Raw genomic sequence first — 22,996 nt, 5'->3', positions numbered from 1 at the left:
ACTTTTAAATTAATTTTTTCTAATATTAAGATGATGCATAAAATTTAATTTCTTTGCAGAAAATTGTAATATTTTATAGGTTTTCTAATGTAAACACTTATGGATAGTTAAACTTGTTTCTTGATTTTTCTTAAGTAATCTGCTTTCACTTTTTCTAGACTATTTTATAAAGCCTATTGGTATTTATTGACTATAGGACTTATTTATCGGTGACGGGATTGGGGCGGGGCATTTGCAAACAAAACAGCAGCATTTATTATTTTTATTGTTGTTAGCAATTAAAAAGGGGGCGAAATGGATAATTTCAACTGCTTTTTAAAAAGTAATAATTTGCAAGAGTTTGACTATGCCTGTTTTGAAGGAAAAGCTGTTGTTCATTCCTTTGATGAGGTGGAGGCCTATTTTTCTCGCCATAGTGCTGGAATTAGTCATTTTATTTTTGCAAAACCCTTTATTAGTGAAACGCGTGATAATAGTGGTGATGTTGTTTCTTGGTATTGCAACGAGCATGGTAATGCCATTGCCTGGCTAGATCTTGATGAGGGCACAAAAGCAAGGGTTGCCCAAGAATTGCAAAAAGAATGGCAAAATATTTTGACTATTTTTGCCGCAACGCCTCTTTTTCCAATTGTAGAGCGTTGGTTTAACATTGCTGATATTAATCAAGATTTATTATTGGTAGCCAATCGCCCAATATTGACTAATTGGGGGCTTTTACCAAAAGCCATTAGTAAAGACGAAAAGACACGCATAAATCATTTTAATAATGGATTAGGTCATGTGATTGGTGTTAAGGCTGTTTTGCATTTTCATAACACTGATAGCGATCTTTCCACCCCTTTGATAGGAGGCCAGACAGTGGCTGCAAATGATGGCAATCAGCATCAAGGCTCGCAAGTAAGCCAAAATGCCCAAAACCATAATCCAGATGCAACAAGAGTGCATGAGACACATCAATATGTCACCGCACCGCCATCAAGAGGTGGTTTTTTATTACCGCTTATTTTCTCTGGGGTTTTTCTTTTTCTTATTGCACTTCTATTGCTAGTTTATTTTTTGCCGGCTGGCAATCTTGGGATTAAGGTTTCATCAACTGAAAAAGATGAAGCTATTGCTTTGTTGGAAACACGCCGTGATGAATTAAAAAAAGGTTTAAGTGGTTTTAGTTGCCCAATGCCTGAAGCTAGCCCGCAATCGGCAGGCCGTGCCCAAGGTGGTGGATCAGGTAATAATGGTGATGGCGTAATTAGCGCGATTGACCCTAATTTACCATTGCCAGATATTTCTGGCGCGTTGGTTGTGCCAACCAGTGGACCAATTGCCCATGCCGAAAAGGCAACCGTTCTCATTATGGTGGAAGATGATAGCGATGAAGGCGGCAGTATGGGGTCGGGTTTCTTTATCAATGAAACTGATATTTTAACCAATCTGCATGTGGTTGGTGAAGCTCAAAATGTTAAAATTATTAATAAGGAGCTTGGTAAAACGATTGATGCCAAAGTTGTCGCCCGCTCGCGCGGTGAAGCGCAAATCGGCGCTCCTGATTTTGCTGTTTTAAGAGTAAGCGGTGCCCGCGCTCCTGCAGTGCTTGCTATTGCTGGAAAAACCGCCAAGGGTGAAAGTGTTATTGCTGCAGGCTTCCCTGGTATTATTATGGAAACCGACACAGTATTTCATCGCTTGTTGCGCGGTGATGCGACTGCCGCTCCTGAAATGGCGGTAACGCAAGGCATGGTAACCACTTTCCAGCAAGGCATTGAAGGTTTGGAATTAATGCTGCATACTGCAGCAATTTCTGGCGGTAATAGTGGCGGGCCACTCATCGATTATTGTGGCCGTGCTGTTGGGGTTAATACATTTTTGCGCTCTGGCGGTTCAGAAAATTCTCCATTAAGCTTTGCACAGCGCACCAGTACCTTGACCAGCTTTTTAAAGCGCTCCAATGTGGCTTTTAAATTTGATGATACCCAGTGCAATCCGCAAGCGCAACAGCCTGCTGTAGCGCAAGCCGCGCCAACAACCAATGGTGAGGGTGCAACCAATGGCGAGGCTGCGCCAACCAGCCCGGCGGCACCCAATGCGCAGCCGAACAATGCAAAACCAAATACTGCAACACCAGATGCCAGACAACCGTCAACACAGCCAAGCACAAGTGGTAATGCAGCGCCTACAACAGGTAGTAGTAATAATGGTCCAGCTAATCCACCTGCAAGTCCGGCGCCGTCATCTGGTGGTGGTGCTAATGGCGGTACGCAAAGTCCTGCAACCGGAACTACACCTTCTACGCCACCTGCAGGTAGCGGGGCAGCCAATGGTAGCCAATCTTCAAATCAACCATCAAGCGATCAGTCAACTCGGCCGTCAACCAATTCGGGCAATCAATCTTCTAACCAACAGGGGAATGCACAATGAACAATATTCGTCTTGCAATAACTCTGCTTAATAATTTACGCCCTGTTGGTCCAGTTAGTGAACGTGATCATGCCTTATTGACTGACCGCTTGGTGAGCGAGCTTGGCAATGATTATGCCAATTTTTTGGCAGAACCTATCCCTTCAGGTAATGGTGCACAGGTTGATTGGTATGTTAATGCCAATAGCCGCCCACAACCCATGGAAGAGCTCGACCCACAAAGCAAATCGGCATTGCTAAGCGCGGCTGAAAGCCGCAAAATGTCGGTGATTACTTTGGCAAACCGTCTTGAGCAAGGATCGCGTGGTGATAAGGAAATTGCTAAGGCTTTGCGCAATGCGATGATTACGCCAGATAGCGGTTGGCTTTATGATGTTGATGGTAAGCCAGTACTCGTTGGCTGGGGCTATGTTTCGGCGCAAAACGAGCAGCGATCCATGGGGCTTACAGCCGTTGGCACCGCCGGTACTGCTGCTCAGGTGCGTAGTAGTCAGGCAGTTGAACAACCAAGCCCTGCGCCAGTTAATGCAGAGCAGCCAACGGCAGGTCAACCAACCGTTGCACAATCAACACCAACAAATGCGCCGCAAACAAACCAATCGCAACAAACCCATAATGTTGAACATGTGGTGCATACAACCACCTATCATCATAATAGCGTTGTTGCAAAACGCCCCTTTAATTGGCTTGCACTTATTTTTTGGCTGCTTTGTGCTTTGCTTGCCCTTATTTTCATTTGGCTTTTATTGAGTTCGTCGGCGCTTAACCGTTGGAGCACAGTGGTCAATGGACCAAAGGTTGAAATTGGTAGTGAAAACGATCCGAGCTTGCAAAAAATTGCTGATTTAAACAAGGAAATAACCAACCTTGAAGATGAAGCCCGCAAAAGGCAGCAAGAATGTATTGAGCAGCAAGCAGCCAATGAGCCACCTGCAAATAATCGTCGCAATGGCAATCCAAGGTCGGATGATGGTAGAAATCCATTTGACAATGGCCAGCCAGAACAACGTGCTGATCGCGGTAATGATGGTGGCAACAATGGTTCTGGGCCCAATAATGGGCAACCTAATATTACAATTATTATGCCACAAAATGGCGGTAATGCGCCGGAGCAGCGTGTGGAAATTGTTCCTGTACCAGTACCAGAAACTCCGCAGCAACCAACACCTCCTCAGCCAACGCCGCCAGAACAACCTGCTGAGCCTGAACAGCCCGCAGAGCCTGAACAAACACCCGAACAACCACAGCAAACTGAGCGTCAGCGTGAACTTGATGATGTGATTAATCGGGCAGGGGTAAGAACGGGTGCATTGCAAATTACCCTTATCTGGAAGGGCAAATCTGATCTTGACTTATCAATCCGCTGTCCCAATGGCACGCGCGTTTATTTTAAACGCCGTTCAAGTTGTGGCGCAACGCTTGACCGTGATGCCAACCAACGCCCCGATATGCTATCGCGTGAGCCGGTTGAAAATATCTATTGGAGTGATCCATCAAAGATTCCGCCAAAGATTCCTGTCTATGTAGATTATTATGACAATCATGGTGATCCGCGTCCCAATACGCCTTTCCGTTTGCGTATTCGTAAAACGATTGTGGATCCGCAAACTGGCGAGTCCAAAGTTGAGGATAAGATCATTGATGGTGTTGCCAATGGCTCGCGTCGTCGTAGCCCAAGGCAAATTTATGTCATTACCAATCCATAATTGAACAATTATACTCCGTGAATTCCATTTAAATGAACGGAGTATATTTTTTATCAAAAGCGCATTTGGTTAAGGTTGAAAATCAAGTGGAAAAAAGCGACCATTGATAAAAAGATATATACTTTGCAGATTTTTAGGATTTGAAATGAACAAAGTATAAGAATATTATTTTATTCCGTATCACCATTCGGATTTAACAATTAAAACAGAATGAAGCACACCTAATGATCGAGCCAAAAGATATTGTTCTTGTTCCAAACAGCGGTATTCAATTTGTAACGCTGCCTTTTGCTTTTGATAAAATTAGCCGTTTTGATCGGCCTTTTATTGAAAAGCGCATGGAAGTGCGTAGTGACGGTAAACCGGTATTCCGGCTGTTTCCAGGCTGGAATGAAATTGATCCGCAAGCAGATGCGCCTTATTTTAGCGAAGAGGGTGATGAGGAATATTCGGTCAATAAAAATAAAGCCTTGGAACCATTTTTAAATCAATGGGTACCATTGCCGTTTTTACGGGCATTGCCAGGACGTGATGCTAATGGTTTAGAAAATTATGACACTGGCCCAACCAATTGGTCGCGGGTGAGGGTTATTAAAGCACCGCATAGCGATGATGCAGATGCACCTTCGCATATGGCGGTTTTTGCCTTTGATACAGCGGTGGAACAGCATGGCGGCGGTAGTGGCGATCCACAATCACGACCATGGCCTTATACGGCACCCATTGCCAATGATATTCTTAATCCGCAAGAATTTTCTCTGGTAAGCATGATTAGCCGCAATGGTTGGTTTTTGGGCGACCCACGCAAGCACCCAATTAGCGGCGAGGAAATGGATTTTCAAAGCTGGGCTTTAAGCTGGATTGAAAATCTTTTTGTTGCCCATCGAGAAACAGAATTAGGCCGCAAACTGCGCGAGAGTGATCGGCGTTTTGCGCTTGAACATGCGGCGCGTTGGTTTACTTTTATTGAATTATTGGGCATTGGTTGCACGATTCCAAAAGTGCGCTTTATGGATACAATTTCAGGGCAATCCCATGTACGGCCGGTTGATGTTGACCTCGTTCTTGATATTGGTAATAGCCGTACTTGCGGTTTGCTGATTGAGAATTACCCTAATGAGGATAATGTCGATCTTAATAATTCGATGATTTTGTCTTTACGTGATCTTGAGCGTCCAGAATTGCAATATAGTGAACCTTTTGACAGTAATATCGAGTTTTCACAAGCCACCTTTGGTGATGATATATTGTCACGTCTATCGGGGCGGCAACGGGCGTTCCTATGGCCAGGTGTTGTGCGGGTTGGGCCAGAAGCATCGCGCCTACGCGCAATCAAGGGCGGTACTGCCGCTGTTGGTGGTATATCTAGCCCAAAACGCTATTTATGGGATGTGCAAGAAGTTAACCAGTCTTGGCGTTTTCCAGCTTCGCAATATTTGGCTGATGGTGCTGCACCGCCAATTAGCCGCATCGTGCGGCGGTTTTTAAACCGCAATGGCGATGTGATTTCGCAAATACGCAAAGATCGTGCTTTATATAAGCGGCTTTATGGCAAAAGAAGTGATAGCGAATTAATGCAGCCAAGTCCGGCTTTATCCTATTCGCGCTCATCGCTTTATTCTTTAATGATTGCTGAAATTCTATTTCAAGCCATTGCTATGATTAATAATCCGCAAGTGCGTGCCGAACGTAAGCAAAGCAATGCACCGCGCCGTTTGCGCCGCGTGATTATGACCTTGCCATCAGCCTTGCCAACGCTTGAACAACGGCTTATGCGCTCGCGGGTTGAAGGAGCGGTTAATCTTTTATGGGAGTTGATGGATTGGCATCAATCTTCAAGCCCAAGCCTTGCTCGCCCAACGGTACAAGTATCATGGGATGAGGCAACCTGTGTTCAATTTGTTTGGCTCTATAGCGAAATAAGTCGCCGCTTTGGTGGACGTATTGTTGAATATTTTGATCTGTTCGGTAAGCCGCGCCAACGTTTTGAAGCGGGGCAAGAGCCTAAGCCAGATACACCGCTTGAACCATCATTACGTATTGCCAGTATTGATATTGGCGGCGGTACATCGGATTTGATGATTACCACCTATTATCAAAATGATGATCGCGCTTTGGTTCCTGTGCAAACTTTCCGTGAAGGCATTGGTATTGCTGGTGATGATATTACAAAATCGGTGATTGAGCGGTTAATTTTACCGGCAATTTCACGTCAATTAAGCGCATGTGGGGCAGGTAACCCACGCGCCATTTTAAATGAGCTTTTTGGTGGTGACCGCTCCAATATGGCCGAGCAGATTAAGGATCAGCGCCGCGAAACGGTGATTAAAGTTCTAATGCCAGCAGCCCTTGGGCTTATGTCAGCCTATGAAGAATCTGGGCAAGACCGCTATGAAGCCATTCATACCAAGCGTCTTGATGAATTGGTGCCAGCTTTACTTAAAGATAATTATCTTGACCTTGCTTATGTTCATGAAGCAGCACGTGCCGGCGGCGCGGTTGATTTTAATATTGGCGACACACCAATTGATCTTGATTTCCAGCGTTTACGCTCGGCAATCAATGAAACGTTGCAAATCGCGCTTGATTGCTTAAGTGAAGCCATTAGCCATTTTGATTGTGATAAGGTATTGCTTTCAGGTAGGCCATCGCGTTTGCCGGCTATTCACGAATATTTGGAAAATAGCCTTGCCGTTACTCCTGATAAGATACAACCACTACATCGGTATCGGGTTGATATTTGGTATCCATTCCGCTCGCGCAGTGATGTGACGATTGGTGATCCTAAAACCACCGCTGTTGTTGGCGCAATGCTTTGTGCTTTAGCCGAAGGTTCAATTGTAAATTTCAGCTTGCAAACCCATAAATTGCAAATGCGTTCTACTGCTGCCTATATTGGTGAACTTGGTAGTGATGGCGTTCTTGAGCAATCACGGGTGTTGTTTACAGCTGAAGAATTACAGCAAAATGGCGCTGTTGAAGCCGAGCATAAGTTAAAAATTTACACACGTGCGCGGCTAGGGTTTAGGCAATTGCCATTGCAACGCTGGATTACCAATCCGCTTTATCAATTATCGATTGATGAAGGAGCTGGCAATGTTCCCCGTCCTATTGAAATCACCATTGCTCGCGAGGTGCAAGAGGACGAAAGCGGCGATAGTGCGTCGGTGTTAGAACAAGAGGCATCTAAAGAAGAGCTGACTATTAGAGAAGCATGGGATGCTAATGGCGGTGATGTACGCCGTTCCATCAATTTGACATTCTGTACTTTGCAGCTTGATGATAAATCAAGTGAATATTGGCTGGATTCTGGCACATTAACGGTTTTATAAAATGTGAAATATTGCACTTTAAATAAACGCAATATTTCGTCACAAAAGATTATAGTTGTTTTATCGTGGTTTTAATTGGCTTTGGTTAAAACCACTTGCAATAGGTAAGTAGCATGAAGGCGAATGAAAATTTGGGCTTGGCAGCCGATACCACCAAAGAGACTGCACGTGCGGCGCTTGATTGGTTGCAAAAGGCTAATAATCGCGCATTGGTTGGCGATCAAGCAGCCCGTCTTGAGCGCGCCTTGCGCCTTGGTATTGTTAATGCTGGTCAGTTATCGAAAGCTGCTCGCCGGCCAATGGCGGTTGCGGTATTTGGTGCAAGCCAAGTGGGAAAATCACACTTGATTTCAGTGCTAGCCCGTAAGGGCGACGCTTTAATGGCGCGTTTCCAAGGTATGGACAAGCCAGTTAATTATATTACAACGATTAATCCAGATCGCGGTAAAGAAGCAACCGGTCTTGTAACCCGCTTTACTATTCGTGATCCAAAAGCTGCTCCCGATGGTTTTCCTGTGCATTTGCGGCTGTTAAGCCATGCCGATCTTATCAAGATTTTTGCCAATGCTTATTTTTTTGATGGTCAACCAGGGCGATATGAGACTTGGCCAACAGAAGATGAAATTAAGGCTTTTCTTGCGCCTTTTCGTAATAAGGCGGTACAAAGTGCAGGTGATAGTGGCGAGCCTAATGGTCTTACCATTGAAGATATTTGGGGCTTGGAAGAATATTTTAACAAGACCCTTGCCGAGTTTGAATTAACCAAACGTCTTGGCTCATTTTGGGTAGTTGCAGCAGATATTGCGCCGCGTCTTAGTTTGCCAAAACTCGCAGAATTTTTATCGCTTTTATGGGGTCGTCATCAGGCAATCAGCGATGTTTATCTTAATCTTGTAAAAAGCTTGCAAAGCTTGAATTTTGCTGAAGAAGTATTTGTGCCGTTTAGTGCTATTGATATTTCAGCAGAAGACCAGCAATCTATCCTTGATGTTGAAACCTTAAGCGATATTATTGAAGAAGACGCGGTTAAGCTTGATGTAGCAACGCCAAATGGTAAAATTGTTTCGCTCAATAAGCCGATTATTACCGCCCTTACTGCCGAACTATTGATTAACCTTGCTGATAATCCTTGGCCTTTTTTCGAGCATACGGATTTGCTCGATTTTCCCGGCTATCGAACCCGTGGTTTGCCGCAAGGCAGCGGCGAAGATGATGAAGGCGGCACAAAAGGTTTAGCGCGTTTTTTAAGCGAAGCGCCGCGCGAAACCATGGCTTCGCTTATTTTGCGCGGTAAGGTTGAATATCTTTTTCAACGTTACTGCAATGAGCAAGATATTACCGCCATGCTGTTTTGCGTTAAAGAAAGCAATCTAGATGTTAATCAGCTTGCCGATGTTGCAGCCAATTGGATTGCAACCACCCATGGTGCGCGGCCAAATGAACGTATTGGTAAACCGCCACTATTATACTTTGTATTAACCCGTTTTGATATGCATTTTGAAAAAAAGGCCAATGACTCTTCCATGGGGTTAAAAACGCGGTTTGAAGGGCGGATGATGGCATCATTGATTAAGCCTTTTGGTTCAAGCCCCGATTCATGGGTCAAACAATGGACACCGAATGAGCCATTTCGCAATATGTTTTTAATGCGTAATCCCAATGTTATGAATGCCGATATGTTTACCTTTGATGGTGGGCGTGAGGTGGATATACGCGAAGACCGTAAGGATTGGGTCAAAGAATTGCGTGATGGGTTTTTAGAAACCGATTATGTGCAAGAGCATTTTAACGACCCACAAACTGCCTTTGATGAAATGATGCGGGTTAATGATGGCGGTGCGAGCTATATTGCTAAAAGCCTTGCCCCCGTTTGTCGCCCAGAGATAAAATATCAACAAATTGCTTTCCGCCTTAACAAGTTAAATATGGATTTATTAGCAATATTAAAGCCATTTTATACAACAACAGATCTTGGCAAACGCTTAGCAGAGCGTGAAGAAATTGCACGCAATGTGGTCGACGCTCTTTATACGGCAGAGGAAAACTATCACCGTTTTGGTACATTGCTTCGTGGTTTAATGCTTGATAATGCTAGCATCACCGATCAGCTTTATGAAGCCTTGATTGAAATGGATCGCCACCCTATTAGCCAGGATGCGGTGGCAGCACCAAGCGCGCCGCGCCGCTTGCGTCCATGGGAGAAAAAAGAAAATACGGGCGATGAGAGTGGTGATGCGGTACCAGTTGAGACTAGCGCCAATAATCGCCGTGAGGGGAAATTTGTTAGTGCAGCCATAGCAACTTGGATAAGCCATCTTTATCGCCAAGTTGATAATCCGCATTTCTTGATTGAAACTAAGATGGATCCTAACCACTTACGCGAAATGGTTGATGATATTGTTTTTGCTGCTAAACGCCTAAAAATGCCTGATATTATGGCGGAAACCATCAAACGGGTTGCCTTTGTTGATCGCCGTGATGAGCAAATTTCTAAAGCCGCTTTGGTGAGTGAGCGTTTTCTTAATCGCTTTATCGCCGATCTAGGCGCTTCACTCATGGAAAAGAATGAGCGACCCAAAAATGACTATGCCGAGCCACCACGCATTGTCTTTGATCATGGTCCATCACCGTTTAATGCAAAAAATATTGGTCTTGAGCCTGCAACACCCTATTTGACGACGCTAGAAGATTGGGCGATTGCCTTTATGGCACTTGCCAGTGATAATGCTAAAAGTGAAGAGGGTTTAACCATAGATATCGAACAAAATGCCGCTTTGGGGCGAATTATTGATGCGTTGCATCCAGTCGAATAGCGATTGTTGCATAGTTTTAAATTATGATGCTTGTATTTGATTTGCTTAAAAACAAATACAAAAGATGAATAATTAGAAAACCACTATACTCTGTACATTTAAGGTTTTAAAATGAGCAGAGTATAAGTTAAATTACTGTGCGTAAAAAACTATTTTCCATTTTCAAATGGAAAGGTCTTTACAGTTTGGGTAACTTGTATTTGTAATAGGCAAACTTATTTTAAGATTTGTCATCTTTAAAATTAATGTGGAAGAGGAAAAAATGGCTGAGATCATTGCCGCTCTGGAATTTGGCCCCGGTCATGCATGGTTGATTTTCGATGAACCTATTGCTGAGGATGCAGTCATTTATATTACACGCGACTCCGATACTGCAGGTAATCTAGGGCCCAATGGTTGGCAGGCGCAATCTTTTGGTATTGATCCTATACAAATTGACCCAATGGCGAGTGGCGCACGTGTTTTGCTTGGGCCCGATGTGGTGGATTATGTCCTTGATGGTGAAGCCGTAACCGTAAAGGCTGGTAAGGTTGCATTTTTTGCATTTTGGCCTCCTGTGACACCGGCTCCTAAAAAGAGCCGAAACAGTGTGGTTGATGGCGGCAAAGCAAAAATAGCGCAAAAGATTGAGCCGGTTTTTGAACCAGAGCCGACAGCACCTCAGTCAAAGGATGAGCCGGAACCAGAGCCTGAGATTAAAATGTTTGAGGAGACACCGCGCGCACCTCGGCAACCGCAAACCGATGAAAATCCAAAGAATGAAGATGTTAAACGTGCGGTAAATGCTGCTCTTGCTGGCCAAAATAATTTTGGTGCCAATGTGCCAAAGAAAAAATCAATGGTTGTGCCTTTTGTGATAATTGGTCTTATTGCGTGTGTTGCTATCATTGCTGGTGGATATTTTATCTATAGTTCATTTTTAAATCAAAACACAGAACAGGTTGCGGGTGGTTCACCGGCAACACCGCCCGTTACAGGTGGAGAAGAACCACCAGTAACGCCAGATCCAACAACACCAGATCCAACAACACCAGAGCCAGTCGTTGAGCAAACACAGGTTCAACGAGATTTTGCGCTTGGCCCTGATGGCTGGAGCGCACTTATCACCGCACCTGATACTGATCCGCAGCGACTTTTTGATCTTGGCCGGACTTTACGTAATGATGAGGGTGGCAATACTGATATTGGTTTTGAAGCAATTTATCGTTCTGGTGAAAGAGGCAATCGTGCAGCACTTGAGTGGTATGCCAAGGCTAATGATCCAACATCAGATGCCACCGGCAATGATCGTATAACACCTCCCAATATTCGCCGTGCTTTTGAAAGCTGGACCAAATTGGCCGAGCAAGATGCTACCATGCGTGAAAATATAACCCGTCTTTGCAATAATTTACGTGAAAAACGCTATTCTGGTACAGCGGATGAACGCACAACCTTTCAGGATTACTGCCAATGAACCATGCTTTTCGCTCTTTAGCGCCAAATTATGTTCAATATTTGGGTCGCCTCGTAGGTCTTGCGCTTGTAAGCCTGCTCGTTGCAATACTGTCATTGACGCAGGTTAATGCGCAAAATGCTGACCGTGAAGCTTTAAAGCAAGAAGGGCGGCAAACCCTTTATCAACGCATCGTCACTAAGCCGGGCGCAATTTTGTTGCCGAAAAGCAATTCACCCGATAGCGCTGGTAAGCCATTACCTGCCTTTGAAATTTATTATGTTTTTGCTCGTCAAAATGGTGTTTTGGAAGTGGCAGGTAATAGCCGCGGCGCAACGCAGGGTTGGATAAAACAAGAATTTGCGGTCGATTGGAAACACTCAATTGTTGCAGCTTTTAATAATCGCGTCGAAGTTGGTCGCCAAAGGCAGCTTTTCTTTGCAGATAAAAATAAGCTTGTTAATGTGATTGGTGCAAGTGACGTTAAAGAAAAAATTGCAGCCCTTCGTCAAAATCCAGGGCAACAAGGTAGTCCAGTTATCGCTTTGGAGCCTGAAAATATTCCGTCAATTGATGAAAAATTTTATCTCTTGCCTATTTTGGATTTTGAAAAAGGATGGTTGCATGATGATGCAGAAGGCACATTCTTAGGGGTTGGTTCGATTACTCAAAGCGAGCAATCTCAGCAAACACCGGCAACTGCACAAAATCAGGGGCAGCAAAACCCCAATTCACCTAACCAACCGGCAAATGATCCAAATGCGCAGCAAGCTGGCAATCAACAGCCTAAAACTGGCGTGATGTTTGTCATTGATACAACCATTTCGATGCAGCCTTATATTGATGCAACGCGTGATGCCGTTTTAACCTTGAAGGGCGATATTGAAGATTCAGGTAAGCCAATTAATTTTGGACTTATTGGCTTTCGCCAAAATGAGACAACCAATCGCGGTATTGGCTATCATGTCAAAGTATTTCAGCGTTTGACGCCAACTGCCACCGCCGATGATTTTGTAACTGAAATTAGCAAAATGAAAACGGCAACTCGCTCAACCCAAGGTATTAATGAAGATGCCCTTGGCGGTGTATTTGCAGGGCTTGAGGCCGGCGATTGGGATGCGTTTGATTTAAAATATATGATCTTGATTACAGACGCAGGTCCAAGAAAACCAGAACATGGCGATAATTTTGCGGGCTCTTTGTTTGTTGACGAAATTAATGAGTTAGCCCGCAAAAAAGGTATCCGCATCACTACCTTGCATGTGCGTACCCCTGAAGGCGCACGCGACCATCAATATGCCGAAGATGCCTATCGCCGCTTGTCGCGTATTGCCGGTGGTACCCTTTATACGCCAATTACGACGACCGATGTATCAGGGTTTATTGATCAAATTCGCCCAGCCGCGACCCAAATTGTAACCGATTTAAACAATATTGCTGCTGGTCGTTTAACTGAAGCACCGGCTGAAGATGATAATTCAGCACCGGCGCAAATTGCGCGCGCGAGCCGCGCCATGCAACTTGAGTTTTTAGGACGGCGCGAAAATGCGGCCGCACCAGCTTTTTATGAGGCTTGGACGATAGATCGTGACTTTGACCAGCCGGCTATTAAACCAGCCCTTGATATTCGTATCATGCTCACCAAAAACCAACTTTCAACCTTATCTGAAACGTTACGCACTATTGTTAATCGCAGTGAGGTTATGAGCGGCGATCCGATGGAATTTTTCCGTGATATTCGTGATTTGGCGGCGCGTGCTTCTAATGATCCACGGCAATTGGCAGCTGATGCGCCGCTTGGGGATGCTTTTGGCGAATATTTGGAAGGTTTACCCTATACCAGTCAAATTCTTAACCTTACCCCTGAGGATTGGGTACAAATGCCAGCCTCTCAGCAGCGCGATCGTATTTTGGACTTAAAATCGAAGCTTGCTTTTTATGAGCGGGTGCACAATGATCCAAATGCTTGGTTGCAATTGCAGTCTGATGCTGCGGCTGGTGAGTTCGTCACAACTATTTCACTTGATCGCTTACCGTGATCCTTTGCCTTTATGGTAACAAATTAAGGACATTGTTTTGGCTCGTATTGTTGTTGAAAACATGACAAAAACGCTCACTGATCGTGAGCGTTCTTTTTGTCTTCATATTCCTTCATTTTCGCTACAAGAAGGCGATAAAAAAGCAATTGTTGGGGCGACGGGATCAGGCAAAACAACTGCAATGGATTTATTGGCTCTTGCTAGCCGCCCACAAACATCTGATTATTTCGAACTTATTGGCGATGAGTTTGGCACAATTGATGTTAGTGCCAAAGCTATTCGCCGCGAAAATGCAAGGCTTGCGCAATTGCGTGCCCATCTTTTCGGCTATGTTGTACAAACTAGCCCGCTTTTTTCTTTTTTGACGGTTAAGGAAAATGTTGCCGTTCAGCAAAAATTGGCAGGGCGGCGCGATGATAATTATATCATGGCGCTTTTGCAAGCAGTTGGACTTGGTAATGATGGCGATGCTCGTCCCAAGGATTTGTCGATAGGGCAGAGACAAAGAACAGCGATTGCTCGTGCGCTTGCTCATCGGCCGGCGTTTTTGATGTGTGATGAACCAACTGGTGCATTGGATGATGAAACCGCCAATATTTGCATGGAGATGATTACCAGTGTTGCCGAGCATACTGGCACTGCCATAGTAATGATTACCCATGATGTTAGCTTGGCAACGCGTCATGGCTTTAGTTTGGTAAAGGTTGAGCGCGAAAATATCAAACCTGGTTTTTCGCAAGCGGTTTTATATGACACAACAAGCGAGGTGCAGGTATGAGGCTTGGCTTCTATCTAGGGCTTCGCACAATTTTTGGCCATCCACGCGGAGCATTTTTATCGCTTTTGGTGCTTGCTGCTATGCTTGCCCCCATTCTAGTCTTATGGGGGCTAAAAAGTGGTACATTGACCGCGCTTGTTAATGAGTTGCGCAACGACCCACGCAATCTTGAAATACGACTCATTGGTGATCATCCTTTGGGAGTTGCAGAACTTGCTAAGATTAAAGGGCTTGAAGGCGTTGGCTTTTTTCAACCAACTACGCGCGGCCTTGCAGCGCGCGCTTGGCTATCACCTGCAAGTCACGGTGGGCGGGAGGCGATCTCGCTATTGCCGGGCGGCGAGGGAGATCCACTTTTACCGCAAAATGTTGCACCACCAAAGTTAGGTGAAACGGTTATTTCAAAACGTGTTGCCGATAGTTTAAAAGTGGCAATTGGCGATGAAGTAATTTTACGAACGCAACGTGAAAGCGATCGGCTAACATTGGTGCAAAAATTAAGAATTACTGGGCTCATTGATGCCGCGCAAGCATCAGGCAGTCAGGCGATTGTCAATGCCACATTGGTTGAAGAAGTTGAGTCATTTCTTGATGGTTTTGCGATTGATCGCTTAGAGCTTGCTGGTCGCCCCATAAGTGAACGGCATTTGCGCCATGCTAATCTGCGTCTTTATGCCAAGCAAATTGAATTTGTGCCCAAATTAGCCCAATCGATTGAGGATCTAGGCTATCCGGTAAGCTCGCGGGCGGCTGATGTTGAAAAGCTGGTTTCTATCGAAAAAGCATTAAATGGCATTATTGCCGTGGTGGCAAGCCTACTGATCATTTCCTATTTTGGTGCAGCAAGTGCCAGTATTTTAGGTGTGTTTGACAAGCATCGCCGTGATATTGCGCTTTTGCGCCTTATGGGGGGATCGCGAGCAACAATATTTTGGTTCGTTGCCGGTTTTGGTTTAACTACTGGCCTCATTGGGCTTCTAACCGCAATGGGACTTTATTTGGGTCTTGCAGATTTTATCAATAGTCGATTTTCTCTTGGTCTTGCCAGTGGTGCGGCCAATTGTTATTTGGAGCCAATTCAGCTTGTTGCTGCAGGCTTGGCAACCATGTTCCTTATTCTCATCGTCACCGCGCTATCGGCATGGCGTTTTGTGACTGTTGCACCGGGAGGGGCTCTACGTGCTGAATAAATTTAATCCCACTTTCTCATCGTTCAAATCTTGGCGTCACCGTGTTACTGCTATCGGTATTGCTGCCCTATCTTGGGGAGCTTTAAGCGGCACTGCACTTTCTGCTGAATGGACACCGCGCGTTTGGAATCCAAAGCCTGCCGATGGCGATGTTGTCATTGACTTGCCCTGTGATGGCAAACTTGTATTTCGTGCCGTACAAACAGTGGTTATGGACGAAAATTCTGCCAGTGCACCTTTGAGCGACAGTCCAGTAAGCCTTGGAGCAACTGAAGGTGAGCGCGCTTATATGGAATATCGCCGTGAAGAGCATATTAGTGGTGCATTAACTAATGAGCGCGGCAACTTCTTTTTAATGGGAAAATATGAAATTAGCCATGCGCAATATCAAGCGGTGATGGCAGATAGTCCCGAAAAATGTCCAACCCGTATGGGGCCGCCTGATGCATTACCTGAAACTGGTATTAGTTGGTATGATGCGGTGGAATTTACCCGCCGTTTAAATGCTTGGCTTTATAAAGATGATCTAGCCCAGCTAACTGCAATTGGCGCACAAAACGGCTATGTACGCCTACCAACCGAAGTCGAGTGGGAATTTGCCACCCGTGGAGGCCTATCGGTTAGTGCAGCCGAACGTAGCAATAGCCGCTTCTTTACCAATGGCTCTATTGATGATTATGCTTGGTATAATGGCGCACAATCAGCAAGCGGTAAAGCAAAGCCAATTGGCCAAAAAAATCCTAATCCTCTTGGTCTTTATGATCTTTATGGAAATGCTGAAGAAATTATGCTTGATCCGTTTCGCTTAACCCGACTTGATCGCTTGCATGGCGCAGTTGGTGGTTTTGTTGTGCGCGGTGGTTCGTTCTTAGATAATCCAGAAACTTTAACATCGTCTCGTCGTGATGAATATCCATTTTTTTCGCAAGATTCAAAAGGTGAAATGCGCCGCCGCACGGCTGGTTTCCGATTGGTGATTAGCACGCCATCGATTGGCGATTTAGCGTCTGTGGAGCGCTTAGAGGCGGCATTTAAAGAGCTAAGCAAGCAGGTAGAGGGCGATGCCGCCAATCAACCTAGTATGCAATTGCAAGAAATTGAAGCGCGGATTGAAGGGCCTTTGAAAACAGAAATTGCTGGTTTGCGTACACGTTTGGAAACCGAGTTTACACGCCGAAATGACGTTGAAAATCGCAGTTTACGCCGCGCGATTTTTAATGCTGGCATGTCGGCACGTGAATTACATTTGGCCTCGCGCGCCCTTGATAATTTTTATGCTAATTTAAACGATCCTGATTTTCCTGCTGACTTGAAGGAAAGCACAAGGACGCGCTTTAAGCGTGAACGTGAAAATTTTGATATGTTTGTGACGATATATACCGATTCTATCGTGCAAATTGCAACAGATCAAGGCAATAAGGTGGCAGTGCAAGGCGATATCGTTAAGCGTGAGTTGACTGAACAAAAACGTCAAGCCTTGGTACGATATGTGGATGAAGCTATGCAGCAAATATCCGATTATCATGCTGGCAGCGTCACCCAAACCCGTGCCATTGTCGATAAACTTATTGGCGCCCATCCATGGTTTGATTAGGATTTGTTGGCAAAGATGCTTTAGCAAAATGAGCAATATTTGGCGCTTTCTTTAAAAATTTTTGTAAGAAAACGCCAAATTTAAGATTTAATTGCCGATGTTATTTAATAATGAATTACCTATCCTTTTACTGTCAAAATAGGTTTAATCTTGGCAACTTTACTTACCATCTTGGCGTTAACCATTGGTTCAACAACATCGTCAATTGGGCGGTAAGCGGCAGGTGCTTCTTCACGCAAGCGGTCTTTTAGTTCCTTTTGAATATCTAAACGCCCATATAGATTACTATTTTCGTGAGCTATAGGTGTTACAACGCGCAGTTTTGTATTTAACAGCGCGCTTTTTCGTGCTTGGCTACGTGATAAACGCCTACCCGCACCATGGGCTGATGATTGTGCTAATTGTTTATTGCCAAGCCCTTTTAATAGCCAACTACCGTCCCCCATTGATCCGGGCAAAATAACTGGTTCACCAAGCCAATGATAGGCACTGCCTGCCATAATATCACCACCACGGGCAGGGCAAGCACCTTTTCGATGGCGATAAACACCATCTTCATACCAAATAGCGTTATGCGCCGCATCATAAACCAAATGATGCTCAACCTTGCGTTTTAAAACGCGTTGTAGTGCTTTAATAGCTGATAAGCCAATTAAGAAGCGATTGGCAAATGCAATATTGACGGCATTTGCATATCCATTGATACAAAATTGCACTAAGCTATTATTATCATCTACATCAAGGCCACATTTATGATCGGCACTTTCTCGCATTTTTTCACGCAGTATGCTGCCAATTCTTTGGCCAAAATCTAATGAACCACTATGGATAATGACCACTAAACTATTAGATTTTAAGCCTGCGGCATGGGCAAATTGACCATCAACAATGTCATCGACAAAACCAAATTCAACAAAATGGTTGCCGCCACCAATTGTTCCCAAAATAGCATCATGGCGAAATTCGTCTAATCCTTTGCCAAAATCAGCAAAGTCTTCAATAATTCTATTCGCGTTGAAATGGCCATAATCGCCTTGATGATTAACATCGTGCCATGCCGCATCAATATTAATATCAGCCAACAAGCCTTGTCGCCCTGCTTTAAAGCTATCCAATAACCCTAAAATGCCATGTTGTAAAATGGCTTGGCGATTGCGTCCTGTCAGCGCAATATTGCGCCCACCTTGAAATAATATATGCCTTAAATGACCGTCAAGCTCAGGCAATAATTCATCAGGTGACACATTATCAATAACGATCATGCGCATGCCACAGCCAATATCATTGCCAATTAAATGAGGCATTAGGACATGCTGTGTATCAACCACAACCCCAACAGGTACTGGTTTGCCCGCATGAAAATCGGGTGTTGTGACAATATTGTCAATGGTATCGCTTGTTAATTGCGGTTCGTGTAAAGCGCGGCGCAAATCATCGAGTGCCCGTAAGTAATGGCCTTGCGGTTCATTTTTCGCAATAATTGCTTGATATGGAATAGATGAAAAAATATGTTCGCCCATGTTTACTGGGCGTTTATCATGTAACATGACTTAACTCCTAAAATTGTGCAGGTTCAGCAGCCGCAGCAATACGGAGTTATTTCACGGTTCAATATTCGCTTTGCTTTTAAAAATCAAGTAAATTTTATAAAGTTTCAAAAAGCCAAATATAGTCTTTAGCTAGTAATTTGTTGTTCTAGTGCATAGCAAATAGTTTTAAGTGCTTGCAATTGCGAAATAATTCCCTTTTTACCCACCAAAATATTTACTTCTTGGTCAAGTCGGCGATCTTGCCAATTTAGGGTGTTTTCTGCTCCTAAAGCGGTTAAAATAGGTAAAAGTCCAGCCACATCCCATGATGCAACGCCCGCCGCGATATAGCCATCGCTTAGTCCCATGGCAACGCGCATTAGCGAAATGACCGAGGAACCCGTTGCACGATAGGCCATTTTTTGATGGATCAATATTTCTTCAAGCATTGTCATTTCATAAATGGGTGCCCATTTAGGGTGGACAGCAATATCAATGACGGCTTTTTTAGCATCAAGGCTTGCCAATTCTTTCAAAGGTCTATTATTGAGTTGTGGCGGGCAATTGACACCGCCATAAATCATCTCGCCACGAATTGGTGCATTTGCAACACCAAAAATTGACTGTTTACCGTCTAATAAGCCAATAGAAATAGCCCAATCGCCGCTACCGCGTAAATAATTAAATGTGCCATCAATGGGATCAATGATCCATACGCGGCCATTTTTGCTTAGCTTTGCGCCGCCTTCTTCACCAAAAATACCATCATCAGGAAAATGGCGGTCAATTTCACCATAGATAAAATTTTCCACTTCCTTATCGGCAATGGAAACAAGATCAAGATGGCCCTTTTCGATGACTTCCAGTTGCCCAATATTGTTAAAATGTTGCGCTGCCAATTGACCTGCTTGGCGTGCTATCTCGATAACAATGTTATAATCAGAAGCTTGAAATTCTTGGCTCATCTTGGTCTTCCAATAATCTTGATGTTGCTATTGCTTTTACAAATTAAATCGTCACGCCTATTTTATACCAGCATGCATAAAAGATTGCACAAATTGGCGTTGAAACAACAAAAAGGCAATTAATAGGGGGGCAATTGTCATCACTGTTGCTGCGGTGATGGTTGACCAGTTGACACCAGTTTCTGGTGAGCCAAAAATTGCCAAACCAACGGTTAAAGGGCGACTTTCTACTGAATTGGTAACAATAAGCGGCCAAAGAAAATTATTCCAATGGAAACTTGCTGAAACAAGGGCAAAAGCAATATAGGTGGGTTTTGCAAGTGGCACAAAAACTTTTAGCAAAATACCAATTGATGATGTGCCCTCAACCTTAGCCGCATCGACAAGATCATTGGGAACATTTTTAAAAGTTTGCCGTAGTAGAAAAATGCCAAAGGCTGACGCAATATAGGGAAGCGCCATCGCAGGGATTGTATCAAGTAGCCCAAGACCTGAAACAATGCGGTAATTTTCAACAATGAGGACATCGGGCATAATCATCAACTGGATAAGCACCAGAATGAACAAAATATCGCGGCCGATGAAATTAAACCGCGCAAATGCATAGGCAGCAAGAGTTGCAACAATGATCTGCCCGCATAAAATAAGTAATACAAGACAGGTTGTATTAAAATAATAGCGTAAAAACGGTGCTTGTGCCCATGCATGCTTAAAATTATCAAGTGTAAGCGGTGCGGTTAAATCGAAGCGGGTCGCGTATTCGCTAGGATGGAACGCTGTCCAAAAGGCATAGATCACGGGTAGGATCCATAAAAGAGCCAAAAACCAAGCGCCAATTGTTTCAAGAAATTCAGTTGTACGGCTCATTGGTAATGGGTCCTGCGATCAAGAATAACAAATTTAGTAATTGCAATAACCGCCAACACGATAATCAAGGTTACACTTAATGTTGCGGCATAGGGCGTATCCCAATAAGAAAACGCATTTTCATAAATATAGTATAATAAAAGGGAGCTAGCATTATCTGGCCCACCTTTAGTCATGATAACCAGATGATCTACCAGTTTAAAGGCGTTGATAATCGCATTAATCGAGACGAAAAGTGTGGTTGGCATCAGCAATGGAAAAGTAACGCGCCGGAAAAAATACCAGCGGCTTGCACCTTCAACTTCGCTAGCTTCTTTTAGTTCTGGTGATAAATTTTGGAGGGCAGCCAGATAAAAAATCATAAAAAATCCGGCTTCTTTCCATATTGCCATGACAATAAGGCAGCCCATTACGGTTGAAGGATCACCCAACCAGTTATGACCTGAAAAACCAAGGCTTTGTAAAAACTGGTCTAGTAATCCATAGCCCGGCGTATAAAAAAACAGCCAGATATTAGCTACCGCAATCATTGGCAAAATCGTTGGTGTGAAATAAGCAAGGCGCATAAAACCGCGCCCCTTTAGTTTCCCATTGACAAAAATTGCCATCATCATTGCTAGCGCAATACTTGCAGGAACGGTAACAAGCGCAAAAACAATATTATTGCCAAAAACTTGCCAAAAAATACCGTCATTCATCATGGTATGATAATTTTCCATACCCGAAAAATAACTGCCTTTGGAACGGCTTTGCGAAAAGAAACTGGAAATAAATGTTGCGATAATTGGATAATAGGTAAAGGTCACAAGTAAAAGCATCGCTGGTGTTATAAGCAACCATGCATTTATGTTTTCTTTCCAACTAATCGGCTTGCGCGAAACTGACATATTGTTCTACTTCATTTTAAAAATGCGGCTGGCGCTTATGTCCAGCCACATTTTTGTTAGAATATCAATAATATTTGATCATTTTGAAAATGACTTATTTATAGGGTTTAAGGATGCGCTCTGCTTGGCTTTGTGCCTTATCAAGCCCGTCTTTTGCGCTTTGATTACCAGTTAACACAGCCTGAATGGCATCGTTAATGATTTTATAAATGCGACCATTTTCGTAAACTGAAAGTTCAGGCACTGCATAGGCCAGTTGATCACGAGCAACAAGGGTTACAGGAAACTCTTCGCTATAGGCCTTTAGCTCTTTTGTGTCATAAGCATCAGGACGGGTTGCAACATAACCAGATTTCATGCTCCATTCGGCAGCACGCTCTGGTGTAGTCATCCATTTGATGAATTTTACAGCCGCGGCTTGTTGTTCTGGGCTAGCTTTTTTAAATACATAGAAGTTGCCGCCACCAGTTGGTGAGCCGCGTCTTACTTTTTCTGGTAGCATTGCAACGCCAAAATCAAACTTTGCGCCTTCTTTCACTGCGGTAAGATTACCGGTTGTATGCCACATCATTGCAGTATTTTGCTCAAGAAAATCGCTGCGCAATGTTCCCCATTCAATATTGCCTTTAGGGCTAGCATTATAGGTCTTTGAAAGGTCTAACCAATAATTTAAAGCTTCAACGGTTTTGTTGTCGTTAAAGTAAACTTCGTTGCCATTCTTATTCATCAATTCATGATCATTTTCAATGGCCAAGGCTTGTAACATCCAATAACCGAATGTGCTTGGAATTTTGACGCCCCAACGGGTTACATTGCCAGAATTATCTTTTTTAACTAGCTTTTGGGCATATTCAGTCATTTCATCCCAAGTTTTTGGTGGCTGTTCTGGATCAAGACCAACTTCACGGAAAGCGTCTTTATTATAATAAAGAACAATAGTTGAACGTTGGAAAGGAATGCTCCAGGTTTTGCCATCAATATTGCCATTGGCCATAAAAGCAGGATAGAATTTATCAAACCAATCCTTGCTATCTTCACCACTAATGTCATCAAATGGCACGATTGCATCTTCTTCAAGCAAGGTGAATACGTCGGTTGACAAAAGAACCGATAATTGCGGCGGTTGCCCGCCCTTAACCACTGTCATGACTTTGGTCATGGTTTCAAAATAGTTGCCTGAATAAACCGCATTGATTTTAATGTCTGGGTTTTCTTTTTCAAAGCGTTTTACAAAATCATCCATAACATTGGTGAGCGGACCACCCACGGCAACTGGATAATACATGGTAAGCTCAGTGGATTGAGCAGGTGTAAAGCCAAATGCCGACCAACCTAGGACCGCCGCGGCGCATATTTTTTGTACAAAGTTCATTTTTTCCCTCAATGATGATAAATCCAAGTGATATTAGGCACTTCAAGTGTAAAGATTATCTTTTATCGGTGTTATCT

General features: G+C 43.9%; 14 protein-coding genes. 9 read left to right on the top strand and 5 right to left on the bottom strand.

Going from position 1 to position 22,996, the window contains the following annotated elements; translation table 11 throughout:
• The first annotated feature begins 294 nt into the window (after positions 1–294).
• The 9 genes from H3299_RS11155 (at position 295) to H3299_RS11115 (ending at position 17,299) form a co-directional block, all read left to right on the top strand.
• Complete coding sequence (locus tag H3299_RS11155) at positions 295–2,412, top strand: trypsin-like peptidase domain-containing protein (protein WP_182417737.1); 2,118 nt, start codon at positions 295–297, stop codon at positions 2,410–2,412.
• Positions 2,409–4,118 (top strand): hypothetical protein, encoded by a 1,710-nt coding sequence (locus tag H3299_RS11150; protein WP_182417736.1) that lies wholly within the window; start codon positions 2,409–2,411, stop codon positions 4,116–4,118. Before H3299_RS11155 ends, H3299_RS11150 begins: the two co-directional genes overlap by 4 nt.
• Positions 4,119–4,342: 224 nt before the next feature.
• On the top strand, positions 4,343–7,450 hold the full coding sequence (locus H3299_RS11145) for a virulence factor SrfB (protein ID WP_182417735.1): 3,108 nt from the start codon (positions 4,343–4,345) through the stop codon (positions 7,448–7,450).
• Between the two features lie 113 nt (positions 7,451–7,563).
• Positions 7,564–10,263 (top strand): virulence factor SrfC family protein, encoded by a 2,700-nt coding sequence (locus H3299_RS11140; protein ID WP_182417734.1) that lies wholly within the window; start codon positions 7,564–7,566, stop codon positions 10,261–10,263.
• 262 nt (positions 10,264–10,525) lie between these two features.
• Positions 10,526–11,719, top strand: a complete 1,194-nt coding sequence (locus H3299_RS11135; protein ID WP_182417733.1) for a hypothetical protein — start codon at positions 10,526–10,528, stop codon at positions 11,717–11,719.
• Positions 11,716–13,737 (top strand): vWA domain-containing protein, encoded by a 2,022-nt coding sequence (locus tag H3299_RS11130; RefSeq protein WP_182417732.1) that lies wholly within the window; start codon positions 11,716–11,718, stop codon positions 13,735–13,737. Before H3299_RS11135 ends, H3299_RS11130 begins: the two co-directional genes overlap by 4 nt.
• Before the next feature lie 37 nt (positions 13,738–13,774).
• Positions 13,775–14,515: an ABC transporter ATP-binding protein gene (locus H3299_RS11125; RefSeq protein ID WP_182417731.1), complete on the top strand. Its 741-nt coding sequence runs from the start codon at positions 13,775–13,777 to the stop codon at positions 14,513–14,515.
• Positions 14,512–15,705, top strand: coding sequence for an ABC transporter permease (locus tag H3299_RS11120; RefSeq protein ID WP_182417730.1), 1,194 nt, complete (start codon positions 14,512–14,514; stop codon positions 15,703–15,705). The genes H3299_RS11125 and H3299_RS11120 overlap by 4 nt, the downstream gene beginning before the upstream one ends.
• Complete coding sequence (locus tag H3299_RS11115) at positions 15,695–17,299, top strand: SUMF1/EgtB/PvdO family nonheme iron enzyme (RefSeq protein WP_182417729.1); 1,605 nt, start codon at positions 15,695–15,697, stop codon at positions 17,297–17,299. Before H3299_RS11120 ends, H3299_RS11115 begins: the two co-directional genes overlap by 11 nt.
• A gap of 119 nt (positions 17,300–17,418) precedes the next feature.
• On the opposite strand, the gene H3299_RS11110 is transcribed toward H3299_RS11115, so the two are convergent.
• The 5 genes from H3299_RS11110 to H3299_RS11090 form a co-directional block, all read right to left on the bottom strand.
• A complete protein-coding gene (locus H3299_RS11110; protein ID WP_182417728.1) occupies positions 17,419–18,846 on the bottom strand; it encodes an RtcB family protein in 1,428 nt (475 codons plus the stop codon).
• A 128-nt stretch (positions 18,847–18,974) separates the two neighbouring features.
• Entirely contained in the window at positions 18,975–19,793 is an 819-nt protein-coding gene (locus H3299_RS11105; RefSeq protein WP_182417727.1) for an inositol monophosphatase, read from the bottom strand.
• 57 nt (positions 19,794–19,850) lie between these two features.
• Positions 19,851–20,660, bottom strand: coding sequence for a carbohydrate ABC transporter permease (locus H3299_RS11100; RefSeq protein WP_182417726.1), 810 nt, complete (start codon positions 20,658–20,660; stop codon positions 19,851–19,853).
• Positions 20,657–21,547, bottom strand: coding sequence for a carbohydrate ABC transporter permease (locus tag H3299_RS11095; protein ID WP_182417725.1), 891 nt, complete (start codon positions 21,545–21,547; stop codon positions 20,657–20,659). The genes H3299_RS11100 and H3299_RS11095 overlap by 4 nt, the downstream gene beginning before the upstream one ends.
• A 94-nt stretch (positions 21,548–21,641) precedes the next feature.
• Positions 21,642–22,919, bottom strand: a complete 1,278-nt coding sequence (locus tag H3299_RS11090) for an ABC transporter substrate-binding protein (RefSeq protein ID WP_182417724.1) — start codon at positions 22,917–22,919, stop codon at positions 21,642–21,644.
• Between the last annotated feature and the right edge of the window lie 77 nt (positions 22,920–22,996).

The organism is Bartonella sp. HY038 (genome assembly GCF_014117425.1).
Taxonomy (GTDB): domain Bacteria; phylum Pseudomonadota; class Alphaproteobacteria; order Rhizobiales; family Rhizobiaceae; genus HY038.
The sequence above is the reverse complement of the archived record's forward strand: the minus strand, read 5'-3'. Positions and strand labels throughout refer to the sequence as shown.

Bases quoted from the DNA above. Each gene is read 5' to 3' on its own strand.
- H3299_RS11155 (WP_182417737.1), top strand. From the start codon at position 295: ATGGATAATTTCAACTGCTTTTTAAAAAGTAATAATTTGCAAGAGTTT.
- H3299_RS11150 (WP_182417736.1), top strand. From the start codon at position 2,409: ATGAACAATATTCGTCTTGCAATAACTCTGCTTAATAATTTACGCCCT.
- H3299_RS11145 (WP_182417735.1), top strand. From the start codon at position 4,343: ATGATCGAGCCAAAAGATATTGTTCTTGTTCCAAACAGCGGTATTCAA.
- H3299_RS11140 (WP_182417734.1), top strand. From the start codon at position 7,564: ATGAAGGCGAATGAAAATTTGGGCTTGGCAGCCGATACCACCAAAGAG.
- H3299_RS11135 (WP_182417733.1), top strand. From the start codon at position 10,526: ATGGCTGAGATCATTGCCGCTCTGGAATTTGGCCCCGGTCATGCATGG.
- H3299_RS11130 (WP_182417732.1), top strand. From the start codon at position 11,716: ATGAACCATGCTTTTCGCTCTTTAGCGCCAAATTATGTTCAATATTTG.
- H3299_RS11120 (WP_182417730.1), top strand. From the start codon at position 14,512: ATGAGGCTTGGCTTCTATCTAGGGCTTCGCACAATTTTTGGCCATCCA.
- H3299_RS11110 (WP_182417728.1), bottom strand. From the start codon at position 18,846: ATGTTACATGATAAACGCCCAGTAAACATGGGCGAACATATTTTTTCA.
- H3299_RS11105 (WP_182417727.1), bottom strand. From the start codon at position 19,793: ATGAGCCAAGAATTTCAAGCTTCTGATTATAACATTGTTATCGAGATA.
- H3299_RS11100 (WP_182417726.1), bottom strand. From the start codon at position 20,660: ATGAGCCGTACAACTGAATTTCTTGAAACAATTGGCGCTTGGTTTTTG.
- H3299_RS11095 (WP_182417725.1), bottom strand. From the start codon at position 21,547: ATGTCAGTTTCGCGCAAGCCGATTAGTTGGAAAGAAAACATAAATGCA.
- H3299_RS11090 (WP_182417724.1), bottom strand. From the start codon at position 22,919: ATGAACTTTGTACAAAAAATATGCGCCGCGGCGGTCCTAGGTTGGTCG.